We start from the raw sequence: 19091 nt of genomic DNA, 5'->3' as shown, positions 1-19091 counted from the left end.
TTTCAAACTCCCAGTTACGCTCAGGCCTGTCCGGCGGCGAACGCCAGCAGCCACTGGACGATCGCGCCGAAGAAGGTGTCGATGCCGAAGAAGAACAGGCCCAGCAGCGAGGTCATGATGACCACCATCACGCCGGTCATGATCGTTTCGCGGCCGGTGGGCCACACGATCTTCGACGCTTCGGTCTTCACCTGATTGACGAATTCGCTTGGAGAAACCTTCGCCATCGCCCGTACCAAATCCTTCGAACAAACACCAAAGCGCGAAGCAACAGTCCGCCCTCCCGATCCCGCCCTGTTCGGCGTCCGGGGGTGCGGCCGCGCTCCGCGACCCATACTTCGTCAAGCACAGCTAGCCGCGAAACCCCGATATTTCAAGGGTTCGCGGCCAGTTCGCTTGGCAGGAGTGGAGGGACTCGAACCCCCGGCATTCGGTTTTGGAGACCGACGCTCTACCAACTGAGCTACACTCCTGCACTGGCCGGGGCCAGCGAAGGAGGGCGCTTTAGCGTGGCCCGCCGGGGAGAGCAAGCGGGAAACTTACAGGAAATTGCCGCCCTTCATGATCCGCCGGGCCCGGCCCTGCACGGGCACGCGATTGAAGGGCGTGTTTCCGGCCTGGGCCGCCATTTTCGTCGAATCGACGACCCAGGGCGTGTCGGGATCGATGAAGATGAGGTCCGCCGCGCTGCCCGGCGCGAAGCTGCCTGCGTCGACGCCCAATATCTTCGCCGGATTGGCGCTGAGCAACGTCATCAGCCGGTTCAGCGACACATGTCCTTCGCGTACGAGGTTGAGCGAGAGCGCCAGCAGCGTTTCCGCCCCCGCCATGCCCGGCGCGGCGTCCGCGAAGGGCAGGCGCTTGTCCTCCGGCCCGCGAGGATCGTGGCTGGAGGTGATGACGTCGACCGTGCCGTCCGCCACCGCGGCGATCGACGCCTTGCGGTCATCCTCCGACCGCAGGGGCGGGGAGAGGCGCGCGAAGGTGCGGAAATCCGTCACCGCATTGTCGGAGAGGAACAGATAGGCCGGGCTGATGCCGCACGTCACCTTCAGCCCCTCCGCCTTGGCGGTGCGGATCAGGTCGAAGCCCGCTTTGGTGGTGACCAGCCGGAAGTGGATCGCCGCCCCGGTGGCGCGGACCAGCATGATGTCGCGGGCGATGGCCATGGCTTCCGCGCAGGCAGGCGCGTGGGGGAGGCCGAGGCGGGTGGCGGTTTCGCCGCTGGTCGCGACGGCCTTGCCGGTGAGGCCGCTATCCTCCGCATGGGTGATGACGGTGAGACCGAGGCCGGAGGCGTAGGACAGGACGCGCATCATCACGCCCGAATCCGCGATCCATTGGCGGCCGGTGCCAACGGCCCTGGCGCCTGCGGCCTGCATCATGCCGATCTCGGCCAGTTCCGCGCCCTTGAGGCCGCGTGTCGCCGCCGCGATCGGATGGACCCAGAAATCCGGCTTCCCCGCCCGCGTCGCCTGACGGATGAGGCCTGCGTCGTCCAGCGGGGAGGATTGGTCGGGCATCAGCGCTGCGCGGGTGATGCCGCCGAAGTGGAAGGCGGGCTTGTCGGTGGCGAAGACGCCCAGGTCGATCAGGCCGGGGGCGACGACCAGGCCGTTTGCGTCGATGGTTTCGGCGTCTTGCGGCACGGCGACGTCGCCTGCTGCGACGATGCGGTCGTCTTCGATCAGGATGATGCCGGTGGCGAGGCCATTGCCCGCGGGGTCGGCCAGCTTTCCGTTGATGATGGCGAGTTTGGTCATTTCGGATTCACCTTGCGGCCAATGCCGTCAATCCCCCTGCCTTGCGTTTTGGGATGGGGCGGGAGATGGGTCCCCGCCTTCGCGGGGATGACGGGGGAGGGGGCGGGGGTGACGAGAGAGGGGCTCGTCATGCCCAGCCCTCCACGCCGCGCGCGCCTCTGGTCAGCACGTCCAGGCAGGCCATGCGGATGGCGACGCCCATTTCCACCTGCTCGGTGATGGCGGAGCGCTCCGGGTGATCGGCCACCACGCTCGAAATCTCGACGCCCCGGTTCATCGGGCCGGGGTGCATCACCAGCGCGTCGGGCTTGGCGATGGCGAGCCGCTCCGGCGTCAGCCCGTAGAGCATGTGATATTCGCGCGGGGAAGGGATGAACGCCCCGTCCATCCGCTCATTCTGGAGCCGCAGCATCATCACGACGTCGGCGCCGTCCAGTCCTTCATCCATGCGGGTGTAGGGCGTCGCGCCCAGCATCTCGACCTCGGGCGGCATCAGCGTCGGCGGGGCCACCGCCCGCACCTGCGCGCCCAGGGCGGCCAGGCACAGCATGTTCGAGCGCGCCACCCGGCTGTGCAGCACGTCGCCGCAGATGGCCACGATCAGCCCCTCGAATCCGCCCTTGCGCCGCCGGATGGTGAGAGCGTCGAGCAAGGCTTGCGTCGGATGCTGGTGCCAGCCGTCGCCTGCGTTCAGGACGGGGCAGTCCACCTTGTCCGCGATCAGCGCCACCGCGCCGGAGCTGGCGTGGCGGATGACGATCACGTCGGCGGCCATGGCGTTCAGCGTCATGGCGGTGTCGATCAGCGTTTCGCCCTTCTTCACGCTGGACTGGCCCGCGTGCATGTTGACCACGTCGGCGCCGAGGCGCTTGCCCGCGATCTCGAAGGACAGCAGCGTGCGCGTGCTGTTCTCGAAAAAGGCGTTGATCTGGGTCATGCCCGCGAGGCGATCGTCATGCTTGCGCGCGCCGTTGCGGTTGCTCTTCGCCCAATGTTCGGCCTCATCGAGCAGGAAGCGGATTTCCCAGGGCTTCAGGTCAGCGATGGACAGCAGATGCCGATGCGGAAACAGCGCCCGGCCGGTCAGGTCGCCCCCTTTAAGATCGGACTGGGCGGGTGGAACGGTGATGTCGGGCATGAACCGACCCTTTAGGCGAGCGCAAGGGGGAGGGCAAGTATGCTAACCCCGTCCGAACAACCGCCCCAGCAGCGCGCCGTCCTTCATTATCTCCCGCGCTGCATTATGCCCCGGCGCGCCGGTCACGCCGCCGCCCGGATGGGTGCCCGCGCCGCACATGTACAGCCCCTTGAGCGGTCCGCGATAGGCCCCATGGCCCAGCACCGGCCGCGCCGCCCAGAGCTGGTCCAGCGTCATATTGCCATGCATGATGTCGCCGCCGATCAGGCCGAATTTCCGTTCCAGGTCGAGTGGGGAGAGGATGTCGCGGGCGATCACCGATTGCGCGAAGCCCGGCGCATAGGCGTCGACCGTGGCGATGATGTGGTCCGCCGCCGCCTCGCGCTCCTCGTCCCAGCTTCGCCCGTCGGGCAGTTCGGGCGCGAATTGCTGGCAGAAGAGGCTTGCCACATGGGAACCCGCCGGCGCCAGACTTTCGTCCACGGTCGAGGGGATCAGCATCTCGACGATCGGTTCCTTCGACCAGCCATCCCGCTTCGCGTCCATGAAGGCGCGGTCCATATAGTCCAGCGTGGGGGCGATGATGATCCCGGACTGGTGATGCTCGCCCGCGCCCGGCAGGCAGGTGAAGTCCGGCAGCGCCGACAGCGCCACATTCATCCGGAAGGTGCCGGACGCCGTCTTGAACCCCCGGATGCGCTTCAGGAAATCGTCCGGCAGGTCGCCGGGGTCCATCAGCCGCTCGTAGAGCAGCTTCGGCCCGACATTGGCGATGATGGTCTTGCCCATCACTTCCTCGCCGCTTTCCAGCCGGACGCCGACGGCGCGCTTTCCGTCGACCAGCACCGACGCGACGGGCGCCTCCAGGCTGATCTCCACCCCCATGGCGCGCACCACCTGCGCCATGATCCGGGTGATCGACCCCATGCCGCCGACGCTATGGCCCCAGACGCCTTTCTTCCCGTTCACCTCTCCGAAGACATGGTGCAGCAGCACATAGGCGCTGCCAGGCGCATCGGGCGAGGCATAATTGCCCACCACCGCGTCGAAGCCGAAGGCGGCCTTCACCGCCTCGCTCTCGAACCAGCCGTCGAGGAAGCCGCGCACCGATTTGGTGAACAGGTCCAGCACGTCGCGCTGCTGTTCCAGCGAGAGCCCGCCGATCCGCCGCCCCTGCCGCAGCGCGGCCACGACCATCGCCAGCCCGTCCCCCGCATTGGGCGGCGCCTTCAGGGTCATGTCGCGCAGCACGTCCGCGACCACCTCCAGCGCGTCATAATAAGCGGGCAGGGTGGCGGCGTCCTTCGCGCTGAACTTGGCGAATTCGGCCTGCGTCCGCTCGATCCCGCCGCCCAGCTTCAGATAGCGTCCGTCGGGCTGCGGCAGGAAATTGCTGATCGGCCGTTCCAGCACGCGATAGCCATGGTCGGCCAGCGCCATGTCGCGGATCACCCGGGGGTGGAGCAGGCTGACGGTATAGCTTGCCGTCGAATTGCGGAAACCGGGGTGGAACTCCTCCGTGACCGCGGCGCCACCGACGATGGCGCGGCGTTCGAGGATGCGCACCTTATAGCCCGCCCGCGCCAGGTAGAAGGCGCAGACCAGGCCATTATGCCCGCCCCCGATGATGACCGCGTCATAGCCTTTGGTCATGCGGCCCGACTCCATCCCGCCGCTGGCGCCCGATGCAGCCGCGCCTGCGGAATGATCTGCCGCATCCGCCCGCAAAAATGCCGGAGTGCCACCTCCCGATCGGACAGTGGCCCCACGGTGAAGCTTTCCGAAGCCAGCCCCGCCTGTACCCGGTCGATCAGCGTCTTGTCCTCGGCATTGACCTGCCGGTTGATCCGCCAGTTAAGATAGCGCGCCGCCCTCATTTCCCGGCGCTTATCAGGAATCGCATAGGGAATCTCCCGGATTAGCGTCTGCGTCGGGGACAGCGGCAACCACTGCATGAAATCGATCTGGTCGGGATATATGTCGAAAGCGATATTGGGCCACAGCTTGAAATAGGCCCAAAGCCGCTGCCGCTCATCCCCCAGATGCGGTATGCGCGGCAGGAAATGCTGATAGGCTCGCTCCGATAGCTGGGCGGAGGGCCGGTCGAGGATCGGGCCGCTCATCCTGTCGGCATGGGCGCTGGCCTCCACGCCATAGCCGTCGCCCATCAGCCGCTTCAGCCCCGGATGCGCCACCGCGATATGCAGCCCGTCGGAATAATTGTCCCCGACGAGCTTCCAGTTGACCCCGCGCGGGCGCAGCGTCACGCGCCCCAGCGCCCGCATATCCTCGAAGCGATAGGCCGCGATCTCGTCCAGATAGGGCGCCAGCATCTCCACGACGGAAGGCCCGCCATCATCCTCCAGCCGCACGAAGAGGAAGCCGTGGACATTCTCCACCTCCACGGCCGCCAGCCCATGGTCGGCCATGTCGAACGCGTAGCTCGCCCTCATCGGCACGCCGGTCAGCCGCCCGGCGCTGTCATAGGTCCAGCCATGATAGGGGCAGGTGAGCGTCCTTGCGCAGCCCGACAGGGCGTCGACGATCCGCGCCCCGCGATGGCGGCAGACATTGGCGAAGGCGCGGACCCGTCCATCCTCGCCCCGCATGACGATCACGCTTTCCCCGATATAGTCCAGCCGATGGAAGTCGCCGGGGGAGGAGATGTCGCTTTCATGGGCCACGATCTGCCAGGACGGCCGGAATATCCGGCGCAGTTCGACATCGAAAAATTCGGGATCGCGATAGGTCCAGCCGGGCAGGCTCCACGCCGCGTCCGGATCATCCTCTTGCCCATTGCCGTCCATTATCGCGCGCCCCCACGTCGCCTAATTTGTACGTATGTATAACAGTGGCGATTGCCCGGCAACAAGGGCGGCCGGAAGCTCTGTGCTTTGGGAAGGCCATTGTGTCCTTTTCGGCACATCGGAAAAGGATAGACGCGCCCGCGCCGATCGGCCAACAGTCGCCCAAACAACCGTTACAGCAAAAGGAGAGTCTGGCCGTGAGCGAAGGGATCGCCATCGTCGAAAATCAGGGCGTCATCGAAATCCATATCGACCGACCCGACAAGAAGAATGCGCTGACCGCCGCCATGTATCGCGCCATGACCGCCGCGCTGGCCGACGCCTCCGCGCGCGAGGAGATCGGCGTCGTGCTCTTCGCCGGAAAGGGCGACGCCTTTTGCGCGGGCAATGACCTGAAGGATTTCATGGCGGGGCCGCAGGGCGGGGAAGCCGCCTTCGCCTTCATCCGCGCCATCGCCGCCTTCGAAAAGCCGATCGTCGCCGCCGTTCAGGGGCTTGCCGTCGGCGTGGGCACGACCATGCTGTTCCACTGCGACCTGGTCTATGCGGCGCCGGATGCGCGCTTCATCACTCCCTTCGTCAATCTGGGCATCGTGCCGGAAGCGGGCTCCAGCCTGCTGGCGCCGGCCACATTCGGCTATGCCAAGGCGGCCGCGATGCTGCTTCTGGGTGAGCCGATGGACGCGCAGACGGCGGATCATGCGGGCTTCGTCACGGCGATCGTCCCGGCCGATGGCCTGCTGGAGCATGCGCGGCAGAAGGCGGCGCTGCTGACGACCAAGCCGCCCCAGGCGCTCGCCGCGACCCGCCGGTTGCTGAAGGGCGATCAGGCTGCGCTGACTGCGCGAATCGAGGAGGAAGGGCTGCTGTTCCAGGAAACGCTTCGCTCCGCCGAGGCGCAGGAGGCCTTCGCCGCCTTTTTCGAGAAGCGGCCGCCGGTCTTCCGGCGCTAACGCCTTCCGAACCGGATTTCGCTGACGATGACGGCGGCGACCACCAGCGCGCCGCCCAGCAGGGCGGTGGCGGGCAGGCGGTCGCCCGCGATCCAGCCGATCAGCCCCGCCCAGACCGGCTCGCCCGCATAGATCAGCGTCGCCCTGGTCGCGGATACGCTCTGCTGCGCCCAGTTCATGACGAGCTGGATCAGCGCCGTCATCAGCCCCAGGCCGCAGGCCGACAGCACCACCGTCCAGGAGAAGGGCGGGATCGCCTCTCCCGCCGGAACCATGCAGGCGAAGGCCAGCAGGGAGGTCACCGCGAGCTGGATGAACGTCACCCGCGCCACGTCGACGCGGCCCGCCCACAGGCTGATGAAGATGATCTCCAGCGCGATGGCGAGCGTGCTGACCAGCGTCAGCGCCTCGCCCCGGCCCAGCGATAGCCCGTCCTTCGGCGCGGCGATCAGCAGCAGGCCGAGGAAAGCCAATGCCACGCCCGCCCAGCTCGCCAGCCGGGGCCGCCGGCGCAGGATGATCCATTGCAGGATCGGAACCAGCGGCACATAGGCGGCGGTGATGAAGGCCGACGTGCTGCTGGAGATCGTCCGCAGCCCCCATGTCTGCAGCGAATAGCCAATGAAGATGCCCAGCCCGATCATCGCCCCGGCCAGCCATTCGCGCCGGGTGACGCCGCGCAGCGCGGGCAGGGCGAGCGGCAGCGCCATCAGCGCGGCGGTGCCGAAGCGCAGGCCGACGAAGAATAGCGGCCCGCTGTGCCGCATCGCATGATGGACGATCAGGAACGTGCCGCCCCACAGCAAGGTAATGCCGATCAGCGCCAGTTCCGGGCGTCCGATCATCAGCCGGGATGGGGAGGGTTCGGAGGCGGCGCCATGCATGCCGGAATTGGTGCTGCCGATGGCCGCTCAGGTCAAGCGCCGCTTCCCGATCCGCAGGATCAGTCCTTGCTGATGTCGTTGCCCGCGCGCTCCATGGCGGAACCGACATCCCGCTTGGCTTCGCGCGCTTCCCGTTCGGCGTCGCGGGAGGCGTTGTCCATCGCCGCGCCCATCCGGCCGGAACTTTCGTCTATCGCATTGCCCGCTCTGTCGAGGCCCCGATCAATCTTGTCGCCCGCCTGGTCGACCGCGTTGCCCAGGTCGTTGCCGATGGCGGAACCGGCATTTTCCAGATTGTCCGATGCCTTTTCCGAACAGGCGGACGCGCTCAGGACGGTCAGCGCCGACAGGGCGGCCAGAAATGATGTGCGCATGATTCACCCTTATTTGCCTTCAACCAAAGGCCTAAGCGCCCTTGCGGCGATAAGGTTGCGAAACGGCGTCCGCGAAGATCCGCGCCGCCATGGCTGTCCGGCGCGGGATCGCTTCAGCGGCCGCGCAGGCCGAACACCATCGACCGGTCCTGATCGGGTATCAATCCTTCCAGCACGCGCCAGAATCCGGTGACGGAGCCCTGTCCCGCCTGGGCGTAGGCGGCCGCCATCTTTTCCCGCAGCGCCCGGAACAGCTCCGCCTCCAGCGCGATCCCGGCGGGGCTGAGCCGCAGCAATTTCTGCCGCCGGTCGTTGGCGCCCTGGCGTGTTTCGATATAGCCCTGCTCGATCAGGTCGTTGAGCACGCGCCCCAGCGATTGCTTGGTGATCGCCAGCAGGCGCAGCAGATCCTTGACGGTCAGGTCCGGCTGGCGCGAGATGAAATAGAGGGCGCGGTGATGCGCCCGGCCCAGCCCCTGCGCGGCGAGGCCTTCGTCGATCGAACGGGTCAGCGCGGAATAGCCGAAATAGAGCATCTCTATGCCGCGGCGAATCTCGTCTTCGCGCAGGAACAGCGGCGAAGCGGGCGCGATCTGCGATGTCGAGACGGCGGATGGAGAGTTCGAAACGGACATGCCAGGCAATTCCAGGCTGAAGGGAAGGACGCGGCGCATATTGGCCGTTCCGGAAAATAATGACTAGGCTTTCCTTTCACGCAGCACACGCTATATGGCGGTCCGCGCCGGCGACGTCCGGCCGATGCTGGGGCGTAGCCAAGCGGTAAGGCAGCGGTTTTTGGTACCGCCATGCGCAGGTTCGAATCCTGCCGCCCCAGCCAAGCGTTCCGACACCGCAAGCTATTTTGAGCGCCTCCTTGGGTGTGTCGTCAGAGTGGCGCGGAACCGCGCGCTTTCGGGTCTGGCCCTAAAAAAACGTGGGACACAGAGACGCTGATTTCCGCGCAAGCATCATAAAAAAGGCCCGGCGTCTAACGAGGCCCTGTTTTGTGTCCCACGATTTCGGGGAGGGTTAGAAGCCAAGCGCTTTGCGCTGGCTTTTCCAGTCGAGGGGGACGCGGGCATATTTCACAAGACGGCGCGGCGTGAGCGATGAGGGCTGCCGCCCATCGAGAATGGCCGTTACGATGTCGGGGGCGAGGAAGGCGATGCGCGCTATGCGCCCAGCCTCGCGATCCGCTGGCTTTTCGGGATCGAGGGTGGTGAACAATTGCTGCCGCGTGGCCTCGGCCTTTTGAAGAAGCGCGATCAGATCGGGATCGATCTTCGCAGGACGCTCTTTCTCCGATCGCAAGACAAGCTTGAGATTATGCCCACGCCGATGGGGCTGAATGAGGCTGGAATCGGGATGCGCAACCCATCATCCTCCGCGTAGGCGCCACGCCATCCAGCAATGCAAGAGCAGCCGCTGCCTGATCGATGCCTCGATCCGTTCCGGGGTAACGACGATGGCGAGGCCCAGGGATCGATACTGATGCCTCGCGTCGAGTGCTGCGCCTGCTGTGGCTGTGCCGAGCGGCTGGGAACAATGGTGCGGTGTGTGGGGCGGATAGCTGAGACTATTCGATCATCCCAAGTGCGCGCTCGCGCTTATTCTTGCCGCCGCGCATTCTGCCGCCAGAAAGTCGAGCAGCGTTCTGACGGAGGGCAGCAGTCCCCGGCGGGAGGGAAAGACCGCATGGACGATCCCCGCGCGCGGCCGCCAGTCGGGCAGGACATGGACCAGATCGCCTGCCTCGACCTGGCGCCACACCATCATGGTCGGAAGTTGCACCACGCCCACGCCCGCCAGAGCCGCATCGCGCAGCGCCGCCATGTCGTCGGTCACAAGCCGGGGGACATGCGTGACGCTTGCCGTCTCGCCCCCGGCATGTTCGAGATGCCAATGATAATCGCGCTGCACCGGCCCCAGCGCGACGCTGGGCAAGCGGTTGAGGTCCGCCGGAGAGGAGAGCGCCCCGCCGGCCATGAGCGCCGGGCTGGCGACAAGGCATTGGGTGCTGGCGTCCAGCCTGCGCATGATGAGGTCGGTCGGCTCCAGCGGGGGGAAGCGCACGCGGATGGCGATGTCGAAGCCCTCCGCGATCACGTCGACGCGCCGGTTGGTGCTTTCCAGATGGAGCTGGACGGACGGATAGGCGCTGAGGAAGCGGGCGAACAGGGCGCCGAACTGGAAATTGATGAGCGCGACCGGGCAAGCGACGCGCATGACGCCGCGCGGTTCCGCCTGCACCTGGGCGATCACCTGATCGGCGGCCTCCGCCTCCACCAGCATGGCGACGCAGCGGTCATAATATTCCCGGCCGATCTCGGTCACGGAGAAGCGGCGTGAGGAGCGGTTGAGCAACCGCACGCCCAGGCGATCCTCCAATTGCAGGATGCGGCGGCTGAGCTTCGACTTCTGCACGCCGATGGCCCGCTCCGCGGCGACGAAGCCGCCATGATCGACCACCTGCACGAAAAAATAGAGATCGTTGAGGTCCTGCATCATCCTGTTTTTAGGACGCTGCGTCGGATGGCGCAATCTTTCGCATGGGTCGTCGCGATGATATTTACCGATCAACAGGGCGCGAACAGGCGTTCGCCGCCACGGAGACAGATAATGAGCAAGACGGTTCTCGGCCGCTACGGCAATAATCGCGGCCACTGGGTGGGCGACGGTTTCCCGGTTCGCTCGCTCTTTTCCTACAACAGCCTGGGCCAGCATATCAGCCCGTTCCTGCTGCTCGACTATGCGGGGCCGCATTATTTCGAGCCCACCACGGAACGGCGCGGCGTCGGCCAGCATCCCCATCGCGGGTTCGAAACCGTCACCATCGTCTATGACGGGCAGGTGGAGCATCGGGACAGCGCCGGCCATGGCGGTATCATCGGCCCCGGCGACGTCCAGTGGATGACGGCGGCGGGCGGTATCCTGCATGAAGAATATCATGCGCCCGCCTTCGCGAAGACAGGCGGTCCGTTTCGCATGGTGCAGCTCTGGGTCAACCTGCCCGCGAAGGACAAGATGGCGCCCGGCGGCTATCAGGGCATCGTTTCGGCGGACATTCCCGTCGTCGACCTGCCCGATGGCGCGGGCAAGGGCCGGGTGATCGCGGGCGAGCTGCTTGGCGCGAAGGGGCCGGCGAAGACCTTTACGCCGGTCAATGTCTGGGATCTGCGCCTGGTCCGCGACGCGGAGCTGAAGCTGGACCTGCCCGAAGGCTATACCGCCATGCTGGTGGTGCTGACCGGGCATGTCACGGTCAATGGCAGCCATGAAGCGGGGGAGGCGGAGATGGCGCTGCTCAGCCGCGAGGGCGGCGATGTCGGCATCCGGGCCAATGGCGATGCGACGCTGCTGGTACTGACGGGCGAGCCGATCGACGAGCCGATCGCGGGCCATGGTCCCTTCGTGATGAACACGGAGGATGAGATCCGCCAGGCGGTCGACGACTTCAACAACGGCAGGTTCGCGCAGGCGGCCTGATCGGGCGCCCGGTTCCTTTGGGGGCCGGGCGTTCCGGTTCGAAGATCAGGACGGCGGATGCATCCGCGCGTCGCCCGGCCGCCGGACATCGCCGTCCGCGCGGAGATGAGGACGGGTGCCTGCAAACGGGAAGGACGAAACCATGTCGAGCGAACCCATTCGTGATCCGAAATCCGACCATCTGCTCACGCCGCACAACGCGGCCTTCATCATCATCGACTATCAGCCGGTGCAGGTGAATTCGATCGCCTCGATGGACCGGCAGTTGCTGCTGAACAATATCGTCGGCTGCTCGAAGGCCGCGGTCGCCTATGGCCTGCCGGTCATCCATTCGACGGTCAATGTGAAGACGGGCCTTAACAAGCCGCCCGTGCCGCATGTCCGCAAAGTGCTGGGCGACTATCCCACCTATGACCGGACCAGCATCAATAGCTGGGAGGATGTGGAATTCCGCAAGGCGGTGGAGGAGACCGGGCGCAGGAAGCTGGTGATGACCGCGCTCTGGACCGAGGCCTGCCTGACTTTCCCGGCGCTGGACGCGCTGGCCGAAGGCTATGAGGTCTATATGCCGGTTGATGCGGTGGGCGGCACTTCGGTGGCGGCGCATGAGGCGGCGCTCCGCCGGATCGAGCAGGCGGGCGGCAAGCTGATCTCCACTGTCCAGCTTTTCTGCGAACTTCAGCGCGATTGGAGCCGCGCCGAAACCGTCCCCGCCTTCATGAGCCTGTTCATCGAGACCGGGGGAACGGCAGGCATCCAATTCTCCTACGACAAGACTGAATAAGCCGGAAGCGGCCGCCGCTGGTCATCTCATACCAGCGGCGGCTCTCAGCTCCGGCAGGCCTCATCCAGCATGATAGACGATGGCAACGGTTCGACTCGATAGCCGACCGCTGGCCGTGCATCCGTTTGAAATGTGTCCACCCTGGGTCGGTTGTAAAAGCGACATAACTACTCCGTGCTGTGAACCAGAGGGGCTGACTGTCCGCAGCTGGGGACAAGAAATTCGTAGATGAATGACGCAAAAGGATCTGCGGCAGAAGCGGCCAATATGCGTTTCCTTTGCCCAGCAGCAACCGCTCAGTGCCGCTCCGCAGGAGCACGGAGCCCAAGAAATAATCGCCTAATCTGCCCCGTCATGATAGGTTCCCCTGCCCGCCGATCCAGGCGGGTGCGAGTCTTTGCAGGGAGGCACCATGACACTCTCGATCGGCAGCAAGGCCCCCGACTTCACCGCGCAGACCACCAAGGGCGAAATCCGCTTTCACGACTGGCTGGGCGCTAGCTGGGGCATCCTCTTTTCGCACCCCAAGGACTTCACCCCCGTCTGCACGACGGAACTGGGCTATCTCGCCCGGCTGACCCCCGAATTCGCCAGCCGCAACTGCAAGGTGATCGGCCTGTCAGTCGATCCGGTCGGCAATCATGAGCGCTGGCTCAATGACATCAAGGCTGCGACCGGCGGCGAGGTCACCTATCCCATCATCGGTGACAGCGACCTGAAAGTGGCGCAGGCTTATGAAATGCTCCCCGTCAGTGCCGGAGACACATCCGAAGGCCGCACCGCCGCCGACAACCAGACGGTCCGCACCGTCTACCTGATCGGTCCCGACAAGCTCATCAAGGCGATGCTGAGCTACCCCATGAGCAGCGGCCGCAATTTCGACGAGGTGATGCGCTTGCTCGACAGTTGCCAACTGACGGCAAAGCACAAGGTCGCGACCCCGGTGAACTGGAAATGGGGCGAGGATGTCATCATCGTCCCCGCCGTTTCGGACGAGGAAGCCAAGGAACGATTTCCCGAAGGCTGGACCGCCGTCACGCCTTATATGCGCGTCGTCCCGCAACCCCAGGACTAGCGAAGATGTTCTTTGCGGTCTTTAAAGATGGCGAGGGGTGCAAATCCTATATCATCGCCAATGAGGCGTGCTGCGCCGCGGCCATCATCGACCCGGCGCTGGATCTGGTCGACCGCTATCTGGGCGAAGTGAACCGGCAAGGCTTACGCGTCCGCTACATCATCGACACGCATACTCATGCCGATCATTTCTCCGGCGCGCGGGCGCTGCGGGATGTGCTTCACGCGCCGATCGTGATGCACCGCTTTTCCCCCGCGCCCTATATCGACATGCATGTGGAGGACGGCCATTTACTGCCCCTGGGCGACATGCGCATGCGTATCCTCCACACCCCCGGACACACCCGCGATTCCATGTGCATCCATGTCGAGGATCGCCTATTCACCGGCGATACGCTGCTGATCGGCGGTGCGGGGCGCAGCGACCTGCCGTCGGGCGATCCGGTGCAACTATATGACAGCCTGTTCCGCAAGCTGCTCGAACTGCCCGACGACACGCTGGTTTTCCCGGCGCATGATTATAAGGGCCGCGAAGGCTCCACCATCGGGGCAGAGCGCACCAGCAATCCCCGCCTCGCCAATACCGACCAGGGCGAGTTCGTCACGTTGATGAACAGTCTCAACCTGTCGGCTCCCGCCCACCTTACCGAAGCGCTGCGCACCAACATGTCGGGCGGCAAGACCGTGCGCCAGTTGCTGGCCGAAGCGGGCGCCAAAGTGCCCTTCATGGCGATGGATGAACTGCTCAGCCGCTTGGAAATCCGCGCCAATGATTTCGTCATTCTCGATGTGCGCGAAAAGGATGCCTTCGCCACCGGCCATGTGCCGGGCGCCATTCACCTGCCTCGCGGCCAGCTCGAACTGCGCGTCAACGAAGTCCTCCCTGATCCCAGCGTCGAGGTACTGACCGTGTGCGAACTGGGCAAGATTTCCACGCTGGCGGCGGCAACGCTGCGCGAGCTGGGCTTCAACCGCGCTACCGCGCTTGACGGTGGCATGGCGGCATGGCGGGAGAAGGACCATCCGCTTGAAAAAGTGGCATCGGACTGACCGCGGGTGACCATTAACGGTGGCGAAGCCGAGGGACCGGAAATTCGGGAGCTGCTCTGGACTGCGCCCCCAGCCAGTTTTCTCTACATACCGTCAAACCGGCGATTCGGACGATGCCGAACAGGCCCGGCGCTGATCGCAACCTCATAGCCGGCTTACAGCCTCCTCGATCGCGCGGAACGCCACCGGTTTTCAAAGCCTCACCACCTCCTCCAGTGCCTTGGGGAGCGCATCGGGATCGTAGCCGGTCATCAGGATAAACGGGATGGCTTGGCTCTGAAGTTCGTGCGCGATGTCGCATTGCGGTCTGCCACCGCGACGGTTCAGCTCGACAACCACTTGGGCGTCTGCGAGTCTCGCAGATCGACCGTTGCCTCCACGCTTGGACATGGTTCCAGGACTTCTGCGTCAACGCCGCGCAGAGCTGCGGCGGTCCCGCCCCGGCGCGCTTCCTACAGACGCCGCAGGGCGCAGGGAGGAACCAGCCCGCTTCCCCGCATGTTCTCCCCGAGGAAGGAGAATTGCGATGCACAAGGAAGAGGAGGACGGCAAGGTCGTCACGCATATCTCGCGTGAGGAGGTTCGCAGCGGCGCCTCTACGCACGTCACCCGCTATGTGCTGGCCATCAGTCTTGGCCTTGTCGTCATCATCTTTGCGGCCCTGCTGGCGGCGGGCTTTTTCAACACGGCGCAAACGGGCGCCGATCAGTCGCATATGGCCAATGCAACCGAGGCGAACGGGTAGCCATGACAGGCCCGGCGGAATCATGAAGATCGCCACCTACAATGTGAACGGGATCAACGGCCGCCTGCCCGTCCTGCTGCGCTGGCTGGAGATGGCGGAGCCCGACATCGTCTGTCTGCAGGAACTGAAGGCGCCGCAGGACCGCTTTCCCGAAGCCGCGATCCGCGACGCGGGATATGATGTCGTCTGGCATGGCCAAAGCCGCTGGAACGGCGTCGCCATTTTGAGCGGCATGGGCGAGATTCACGAAACCCGCCGGGGGCTGCCCGGCGATCCGGAGGATGCGCAAAGCCGCTACATCGAAGCGGCCATAGGCGGCGTGCTGATCGCGGGCCTCTATCTTCCCAACGGCAATCCCCGGCCCGGTCCGAAATATGATTTCAAGCTCCGATGGCTGGATCGGCTCCACGCGCATCTGCAAAGCCTCGTCACGCTCGATGCGCCGGTCGTGATCGCGGGCGATTTCAACATCATTCCAGCCGATCTGGACGTCTATGCCCCAGACCGCTGGCGCGACGACGCGCTGTTCGCGCCGGAAGTCCGCGCAGGCTGGCGCCGACTGATCGAACAGGGCTGGGCCGATGCGGTCCGTCAGCTTCATCCGCACGACACGGTCTACAGCTTCTGGAAATATTGGCGCGGCGCGTTCGAGCGCAATGCGGGCCTGCGGATCGACCATGTGCTGCTCAACCCCTTCGCCCTTTCCCGGCTGGCCGAGGCGGAGGTCGACACCGCGCCGCGCGGCTGGGAGCGGACCAGCGATCACGCCCCGCTGTGGATTCGTCTGGTGCCCAGGGAAGTGCGGTCCGGAAGAGGGCCGGAATGACTGCCGAAACCTTTCCCCACACACCCTAGAGCATCGTGCGCAAAAGTGGGAAACGGTTTTGCGCTTAAAACGATGCGACAACAAAAGCTTAGAGCGCGCGGCCTGCGTCCGATTTAACGCAGCGCGCTCTAGCGGAGATGCTCCGCACCCTCTCCGCGATCCTTGCGCTCGGAGTAGCGATCGACCAGTTGCTCCGCATGAGGGCGCATCAGCACGGTGATCCGTATCAGCTCCTCCATCACGTCGACGATCCGGTCATAATAGCTGGATGGTCTCATGCGGCCCGCCTCGTCGAACTCCTTGTAGGCCATGGCCACCGACGACTGGTTGGGGATGGTGAACATCCGCATCCAGCGGCCGAGCAGGCGGAGCGTGTTCACCGCGTTGAACGACTGGGAGCCGCCGGACACCTGCATGACGGCGAGCGTGCGGCCCTGCGTCGGGCGCATGCCCTTCATTTCCAGCGGCAGATGGTCGATCTGGGCTTTCATGATGCCGGTAATCTGGCCATGCCGTTCCGGGCTGCACCACACCATGCCTTCCGACCAGAGCGCATGTTGGCGCAGTTCGTGCACGGCGGGGTGATCGTCTCCCGCCACCTGATCGGGCAATGGCAGGTCGCCGGGATCGAAGATCCGGGTCTTCGCGCCGAAGAATTGCAGCAGGCGGGCGGCCTCTTCCACCGCCAGCCGCGAAAAGGAGCGCTGGCGCAGCGAACCGTAGAGCAGCAGAATGCGGGGAGGCGGCTCGTCCGCGCCCAGGCCGGCGGCGGGACGCGGCAGCGCAAACGCCTTGTCCAGCGCGGGAAGATGATCGGGGGCGGCGAGTTCGCGCAGTCTCATGCGGTAACGGCTTTCTCATACCAGGGGCGGGTCCGCTTCACCAAGGCGACGATCGAGAGCATCACCGGCACTTCGACCAGAACGCCCACGACGGTCGCCAGCGCGGTGCCGGAACTAAGGCCGAACAGGCTGATGGCGGCGGCCACGGCCAGTTCGAAAAAGTTGGAAGCGCCGATCAGCGCCGAAGGACCGGCGACGCGCCATGCCACGCCCAGCCGGCGGCTCAGCCAATAGGCGATGCCGGCATTGAGATAGACTTGAAACAGGATCGGCACGGCGATCAGCGCGATCCCCAGCGGTTGCCGGATGATTTGCTCGCCCTGGAAGCCGAAAAGCAGGACAAGGGTCAGCAGCAGGCTGGACAGGCTGACCGGTCCCAATGCCGACAGCGTGCGCTGGAGCCGGGCCTCGCCGCCGCGCAGGAGCAGGTGGCGGAGCATTTGCGCAACCACCACCGGCACGACGATGTAGAGCCCGACCGAGAGCGCGAGCGTGTTCCACGGGACGGTGATCGAAGCGACGCCGAGCAGCAGCCCCACCAGCGGCGCGAAGGCGAACAGCATGATGATGTCGTTGAGGGCGACTTGGCTCAACGTATAGTTCGGTTCCCCGTCGACGAGGTTCGACCATATGAACACCATCGCCGTGCAGGGGGCCGCGGCGAGCAGGATCAGCCCCGCAATGTAGGAGGACGGCGCGCCGCTGGGCAGGAGCGGGGCGAAGAGATGGCCCAGGAAGAGCGTGCCGAGCAGCGCCATCGAGAAGGGCTTGATCGCCCAGTTCACCAACAGGGTGATCCCGATGCCCCGCCAATGCTGGCGCAGGCCATGGAGCGCGCCGAAATCCACCCGCAGCAGCATCGGGACGATCATCAGCCAGATAAGCGCGGCCACCACGAGATTGACCTTGGCGATCTCCAGCGCCGCGACCGCCGCGAAGACGCCGGGGAGCAAGTGGCCAAGGCCGATCCCGGCAACGATGCACAGCGCCACCCAAAGGGAAAGATAGCGTTCGAACAGGGGCATGATCTTTAGTCCGTGATGGATGTGTCAGGAGCGCTCGCGGCGCCGTCGCCCAAGGCGATCTGCATATACACCGTGTCGAGCCAGCGCCCGGCCTTCCAGCCCATGCCGGTCAGGCGGCCGACCTGCCTGAACCCGCAGGAGCCGTGTAGCGCGACCGAGGCAGGCTCGCCGCCGCCGACAACCGCGACCATCTGCCGGAAGCCATGGGCTTCGGCCGCCTCCAGCAACGCCGTGAGCAGCAGCCGGCCGATGCCCGCGCCGCGCCGGTCATTCGCCACATAGATGCTGTTCTCGCAGGCGAAGGCATAGGCAGGGCGATCGCGGAACTGCGTGGCATAGGCATAGCCGACAATGTCAGGACCGTCGCAGGCGACGAGGAACGGCCAGCCGCGGCCGGTGATCGCCGCTATCTTCTCCCCGGTCTCGGCGGCGGTCGGCGGCACGATTTCGTAGGTCGCCGTGCCGTGCAGGACGTGATGCGCGTAAATGGCCGCGATGGCTTCCGCATCGTCGGCCGTTGCCCGGCGGACGGAAATGGTCACCGGCGGGTCGCCTCGACGACTTCGCCGTCTTCCTTGACGAAGGTGCCGCGCTGTTCGGCGGGTAGCAGGTCCAGCACCTCCTCGGAAGGGCGGCAGAGCTTCACGCCCAGCGGCGACACCACCAGGGGACGGTTGATGAGGATGGGATGCGCCATCATCGCATCGACCAGGGCTTCGTCCGTCAGCGTCTCGTCCCCAAGGCCCAGCTCCGCATAAGGCGTGCCCTTTTCGCGCAGCAGCGCGCGCGGCGTCATGCCAGCCCGCTCGATGAGCTGGACCAGCAGTGCGCGGCTGGGTGGGGTCTTCAGATATTCGACGACATGCGGCTCCATGCCCGCGTTGCGGATCATGGCCAGGGCATTGCGGGAAGTGCCGCACTGCGGATTATGGTAGATCACAATATCGGTCATCATCGCCTCGTCAGCAGCAGGTGAGTTCGGCCAGAAGCGGCTCGCACAGTTCGGCGCGCCCCTGGCAGCAATCCTTGGCCAGATAGACCATCAGCTCCCGCAGGGCGTCGAGATTGGCGCGCTGGATTTGCTGGCGGCCGCGCTTTTCGGAAAGCACCAGCCCCGCCTTCGCCATCACGGCCAGATGCGTCGAGAAGGTGCTTTGGGTGAGCCCCGACGCTTCGACCAGGGCGCCGGTCGACAGTCCGTCGGGCTCATGCCGGATCAGCAGGCGAAAGGCGTCGAGCCGCGTCGGATGCCCAAGGGCCGAAAGAATCGAAAGCGCGGCGTCCATGTCCATGCATCGTGATTATCCGATGCATATCGCGAGGTCAATAACCCATCGAAA

Annotated in this window: 23 protein-coding genes and 2 tRNA genes; 8 read left to right on the top strand and 17 right to left on the bottom strand. The window is 65.3% G+C overall.

Features of this window, described 5'->3' with window-relative positions; genetic code table 11:
- Window positions 1-20: 20 nt before the first annotated feature.
- The 6 genes from secE to HUK72_RS07530 form a co-directional block, all read right to left on the bottom strand.
- A complete protein-coding gene (secE, locus tag HUK72_RS07555) occupies window positions 21-227 on the bottom strand; it encodes a preprotein translocase subunit SecE (protein WP_176596238.1) in 207 nt (68 codons plus the stop codon).
- 170 nt (window positions 228-397) lie between these two features.
- A tRNA-Trp gene (locus tag HUK72_RS07550) sits at window positions 398-473 on the bottom strand.
- Window positions 474-539: 66 nt separating this feature from the next.
- A complete protein-coding gene (locus tag HUK72_RS07545; protein WP_176596237.1) occupies window positions 540-1763 on the bottom strand; it encodes a dihydroorotase family protein in 1224 nt (407 codons plus the stop codon).
- A gap of 127 nt (window positions 1764-1890) precedes the next feature.
- Complete coding sequence (locus HUK72_RS07540; RefSeq protein WP_255325643.1) at window positions 1891-2901, bottom strand: aspartate carbamoyltransferase catalytic subunit; 1011 nt, start codon at window positions 2899-2901, stop codon at window positions 1891-1893.
- 42 nt (window positions 2902-2943) lie between these two features.
- Window positions 2944-4554: an NAD(P)/FAD-dependent oxidoreductase gene (locus HUK72_RS07535; protein WP_176596236.1), complete on the bottom strand. Its 1611-nt coding sequence runs from the start codon at window positions 4552-4554 to the stop codon at window positions 2944-2946.
- Window positions 4551-5708: an aromatic ring-hydroxylating dioxygenase subunit alpha gene (locus HUK72_RS07530; protein ID WP_176596235.1), complete on the bottom strand. Its 1158-nt coding sequence runs from the start codon at window positions 5706-5708 to the stop codon at window positions 4551-4553. Before HUK72_RS07530 ends, HUK72_RS07535 begins: the two co-directional genes overlap by 4 nt.
- A 197-nt stretch (window positions 5709-5905) precedes the next feature.
- On the opposite strand from HUK72_RS07530, the gene HUK72_RS07525 reads away from it, so the two are divergent.
- Window positions 5906-6661, top strand: coding sequence for an enoyl-CoA hydratase-related protein (locus HUK72_RS07525; protein WP_176596234.1), 756 nt, complete (start codon window positions 5906-5908; stop codon window positions 6659-6661).
- On the opposite strand, the gene HUK72_RS07520 is transcribed toward HUK72_RS07525, so the two are convergent.
- The 3 genes from HUK72_RS07520 to HUK72_RS07510 form a co-directional block, all read right to left on the bottom strand.
- Complete coding sequence (locus tag HUK72_RS07520) at window positions 6658-7545, bottom strand: DMT family transporter (RefSeq protein ID WP_176596233.1); 888 nt, start codon at window positions 7543-7545, stop codon at window positions 6658-6660. The two genes, HUK72_RS07525 and HUK72_RS07520, sit on opposite strands and share 4 nt — an antisense overlap.
- Window positions 7546-7604: 59 nt before the next feature.
- Window positions 7605-7919, bottom strand: a complete 315-nt coding sequence (locus HUK72_RS07515; RefSeq protein WP_176596232.1) for a hypothetical protein — start codon at window positions 7917-7919, stop codon at window positions 7605-7607.
- 113 nt (window positions 7920-8032) lie between these two features.
- Window positions 8033-8554: a MarR family winged helix-turn-helix transcriptional regulator gene (locus tag HUK72_RS07510; protein WP_176596231.1), complete on the bottom strand. Its 522-nt coding sequence runs from the start codon at window positions 8552-8554 to the stop codon at window positions 8033-8035.
- A gap of 128 nt (window positions 8555-8682) precedes the next feature.
- Between HUK72_RS07510 and HUK72_RS07505 the strand changes: the two genes are divergently transcribed.
- Window positions 8683-8757, top strand: a tRNA-Gln gene (locus tag HUK72_RS07505).
- A gap of 191 nt (window positions 8758-8948) precedes the next feature.
- Here HUK72_RS07505 and HUK72_RS07500 read toward each other — a convergent pair.
- Window positions 8949-9230, bottom strand: coding sequence for a hypothetical protein (locus tag HUK72_RS07500; RefSeq protein ID WP_176596230.1), 282 nt, complete (start codon window positions 9228-9230; stop codon window positions 8949-8951).
- Window positions 9231-9503: 273 nt separating this feature from the next.
- The gene (locus HUK72_RS07495) at window positions 9504-10427 is read right to left on the bottom strand and encodes a LysR substrate-binding domain-containing protein (RefSeq protein ID WP_255325641.1); all 924 of its coding nucleotides are present in this window, start codon (window positions 10425-10427) and stop codon (window positions 9504-9506) included.
- 111 nt (window positions 10428-10538) lie between these two features.
- On the opposite strand from HUK72_RS07495, the gene HUK72_RS07490 reads away from it, so the two are divergent.
- The 4 genes from HUK72_RS07490 to HUK72_RS07475 all read left to right on the top strand — a co-directional run bounded on the left by HUK72_RS07490 (window position 10539) and on the right by HUK72_RS07475 (window position 14313).
- Window positions 10539-11405: a pirin family protein gene (locus HUK72_RS07490; RefSeq protein WP_176596229.1), complete on the top strand. Its 867-nt coding sequence runs from the start codon at window positions 10539-10541 to the stop codon at window positions 11403-11405.
- Window positions 11406-11547: 142 nt separating this feature from the next.
- Window positions 11548-12189, top strand: a complete 642-nt coding sequence (locus HUK72_RS07485; RefSeq protein WP_176596228.1) for a hydrolase — start codon at window positions 11548-11550, stop codon at window positions 12187-12189.
- Window positions 12190-12601: 412 nt separating this feature from the next.
- The gene (locus HUK72_RS07480; RefSeq protein WP_176596227.1) at window positions 12602-13264 is read left to right on the top strand and encodes a peroxiredoxin; all 663 of its coding nucleotides are present in this window, start codon (window positions 12602-12604) and stop codon (window positions 13262-13264) included.
- A 5-nt stretch (window positions 13265-13269) separates the two neighbouring features.
- Complete coding sequence (locus HUK72_RS07475) at window positions 13270-14313, top strand: MBL fold metallo-hydrolase (protein WP_176596226.1); 1044 nt, start codon at window positions 13270-13272, stop codon at window positions 14311-14313.
- Between the two features lie 192 nt (window positions 14314-14505).
- On the opposite strand, the gene HUK72_RS07470 is transcribed toward HUK72_RS07475, so the two are convergent.
- Window positions 14506-14652, bottom strand: coding sequence for a hypothetical protein (locus tag HUK72_RS07470; protein WP_176596225.1), 147 nt, complete (start codon window positions 14650-14652; stop codon window positions 14506-14508).
- A gap of 187 nt (window positions 14653-14839) precedes the next feature.
- Between HUK72_RS07470 and HUK72_RS07465 the strand changes: the two genes are divergently transcribed.
- On the top strand, window positions 14840-15058 hold the full coding sequence (locus HUK72_RS07465) for a hypothetical protein (protein ID WP_176596224.1): 219 nt from the start codon (window positions 14840-14842) through the stop codon (window positions 15056-15058).
- 22 nt (window positions 15059-15080) lie between these two features.
- Entirely contained in the window at window positions 15081-15884 is an 804-nt protein-coding gene (gene xth, locus HUK72_RS07460) for an exodeoxyribonuclease III (protein WP_176596223.1), read from the top strand.
- 128 nt (window positions 15885-16012) lie between these two features.
- Here xth and arsH read toward each other — a convergent pair whose 3' ends face one another.
- Genes arsH through HUK72_RS07435 form a run of 5 tightly spaced genes read right to left on the bottom strand, consistent with a single transcriptional unit; the run spans window position 16013 to window position 19043 of the window.
- Entirely contained in the window at window positions 16013-16726 is a 714-nt protein-coding gene (gene arsH / locus HUK72_RS07455; RefSeq protein WP_176596222.1) for an arsenical resistance protein ArsH, read from the bottom strand.
- The gene (arsB, locus tag HUK72_RS07450) at window positions 16723-17751 is read right to left on the bottom strand and encodes an ACR3 family arsenite efflux transporter (protein WP_176596221.1); all 1029 of its coding nucleotides are present in this window, start codon (window positions 17749-17751) and stop codon (window positions 16723-16725) included. Before arsB ends, arsH begins: the two co-directional genes overlap by 4 nt.
- Window positions 17752-17756: 5 nt before the next feature.
- Window positions 17757-18293 carry an N-acetyltransferase family protein gene (locus HUK72_RS07445; RefSeq protein ID WP_336950538.1) on the bottom strand — a complete coding sequence of 179 codons (537 nt, stop codon included), beginning with the start codon at window positions 18291-18293 and terminating at the stop codon, window positions 17757-17759.
- Window positions 18290-18703: an arsenate reductase (glutaredoxin) gene (gene arsC / locus HUK72_RS07440; protein ID WP_176596220.1), complete on the bottom strand. Its 414-nt coding sequence runs from the start codon at window positions 18701-18703 to the stop codon at window positions 18290-18292. Before arsC ends, HUK72_RS07445 begins: the two co-directional genes overlap by 4 nt.
- Before the next feature lie 10 nt (window positions 18704-18713).
- Complete coding sequence (locus tag HUK72_RS07435) at window positions 18714-19043, bottom strand: helix-turn-helix transcriptional regulator (protein WP_176596219.1); 330 nt, start codon at window positions 19041-19043, stop codon at window positions 18714-18716.
- Window positions 19044-19091: the final 48 nt, after the last annotated feature.

It is taken from the genome of Sphingobium sp. 15-1 (assembly GCF_013375535.1).
Classification (GTDB): Bacteria; Pseudomonadota; Alphaproteobacteria; order Sphingomonadales; family Sphingomonadaceae; genus Sphingobium; species Sphingobium aromaticivastans.
Note: the sequence above shows the minus strand (reverse complement) of the source record. Positions and strands in the feature narration are given on the sequence as shown.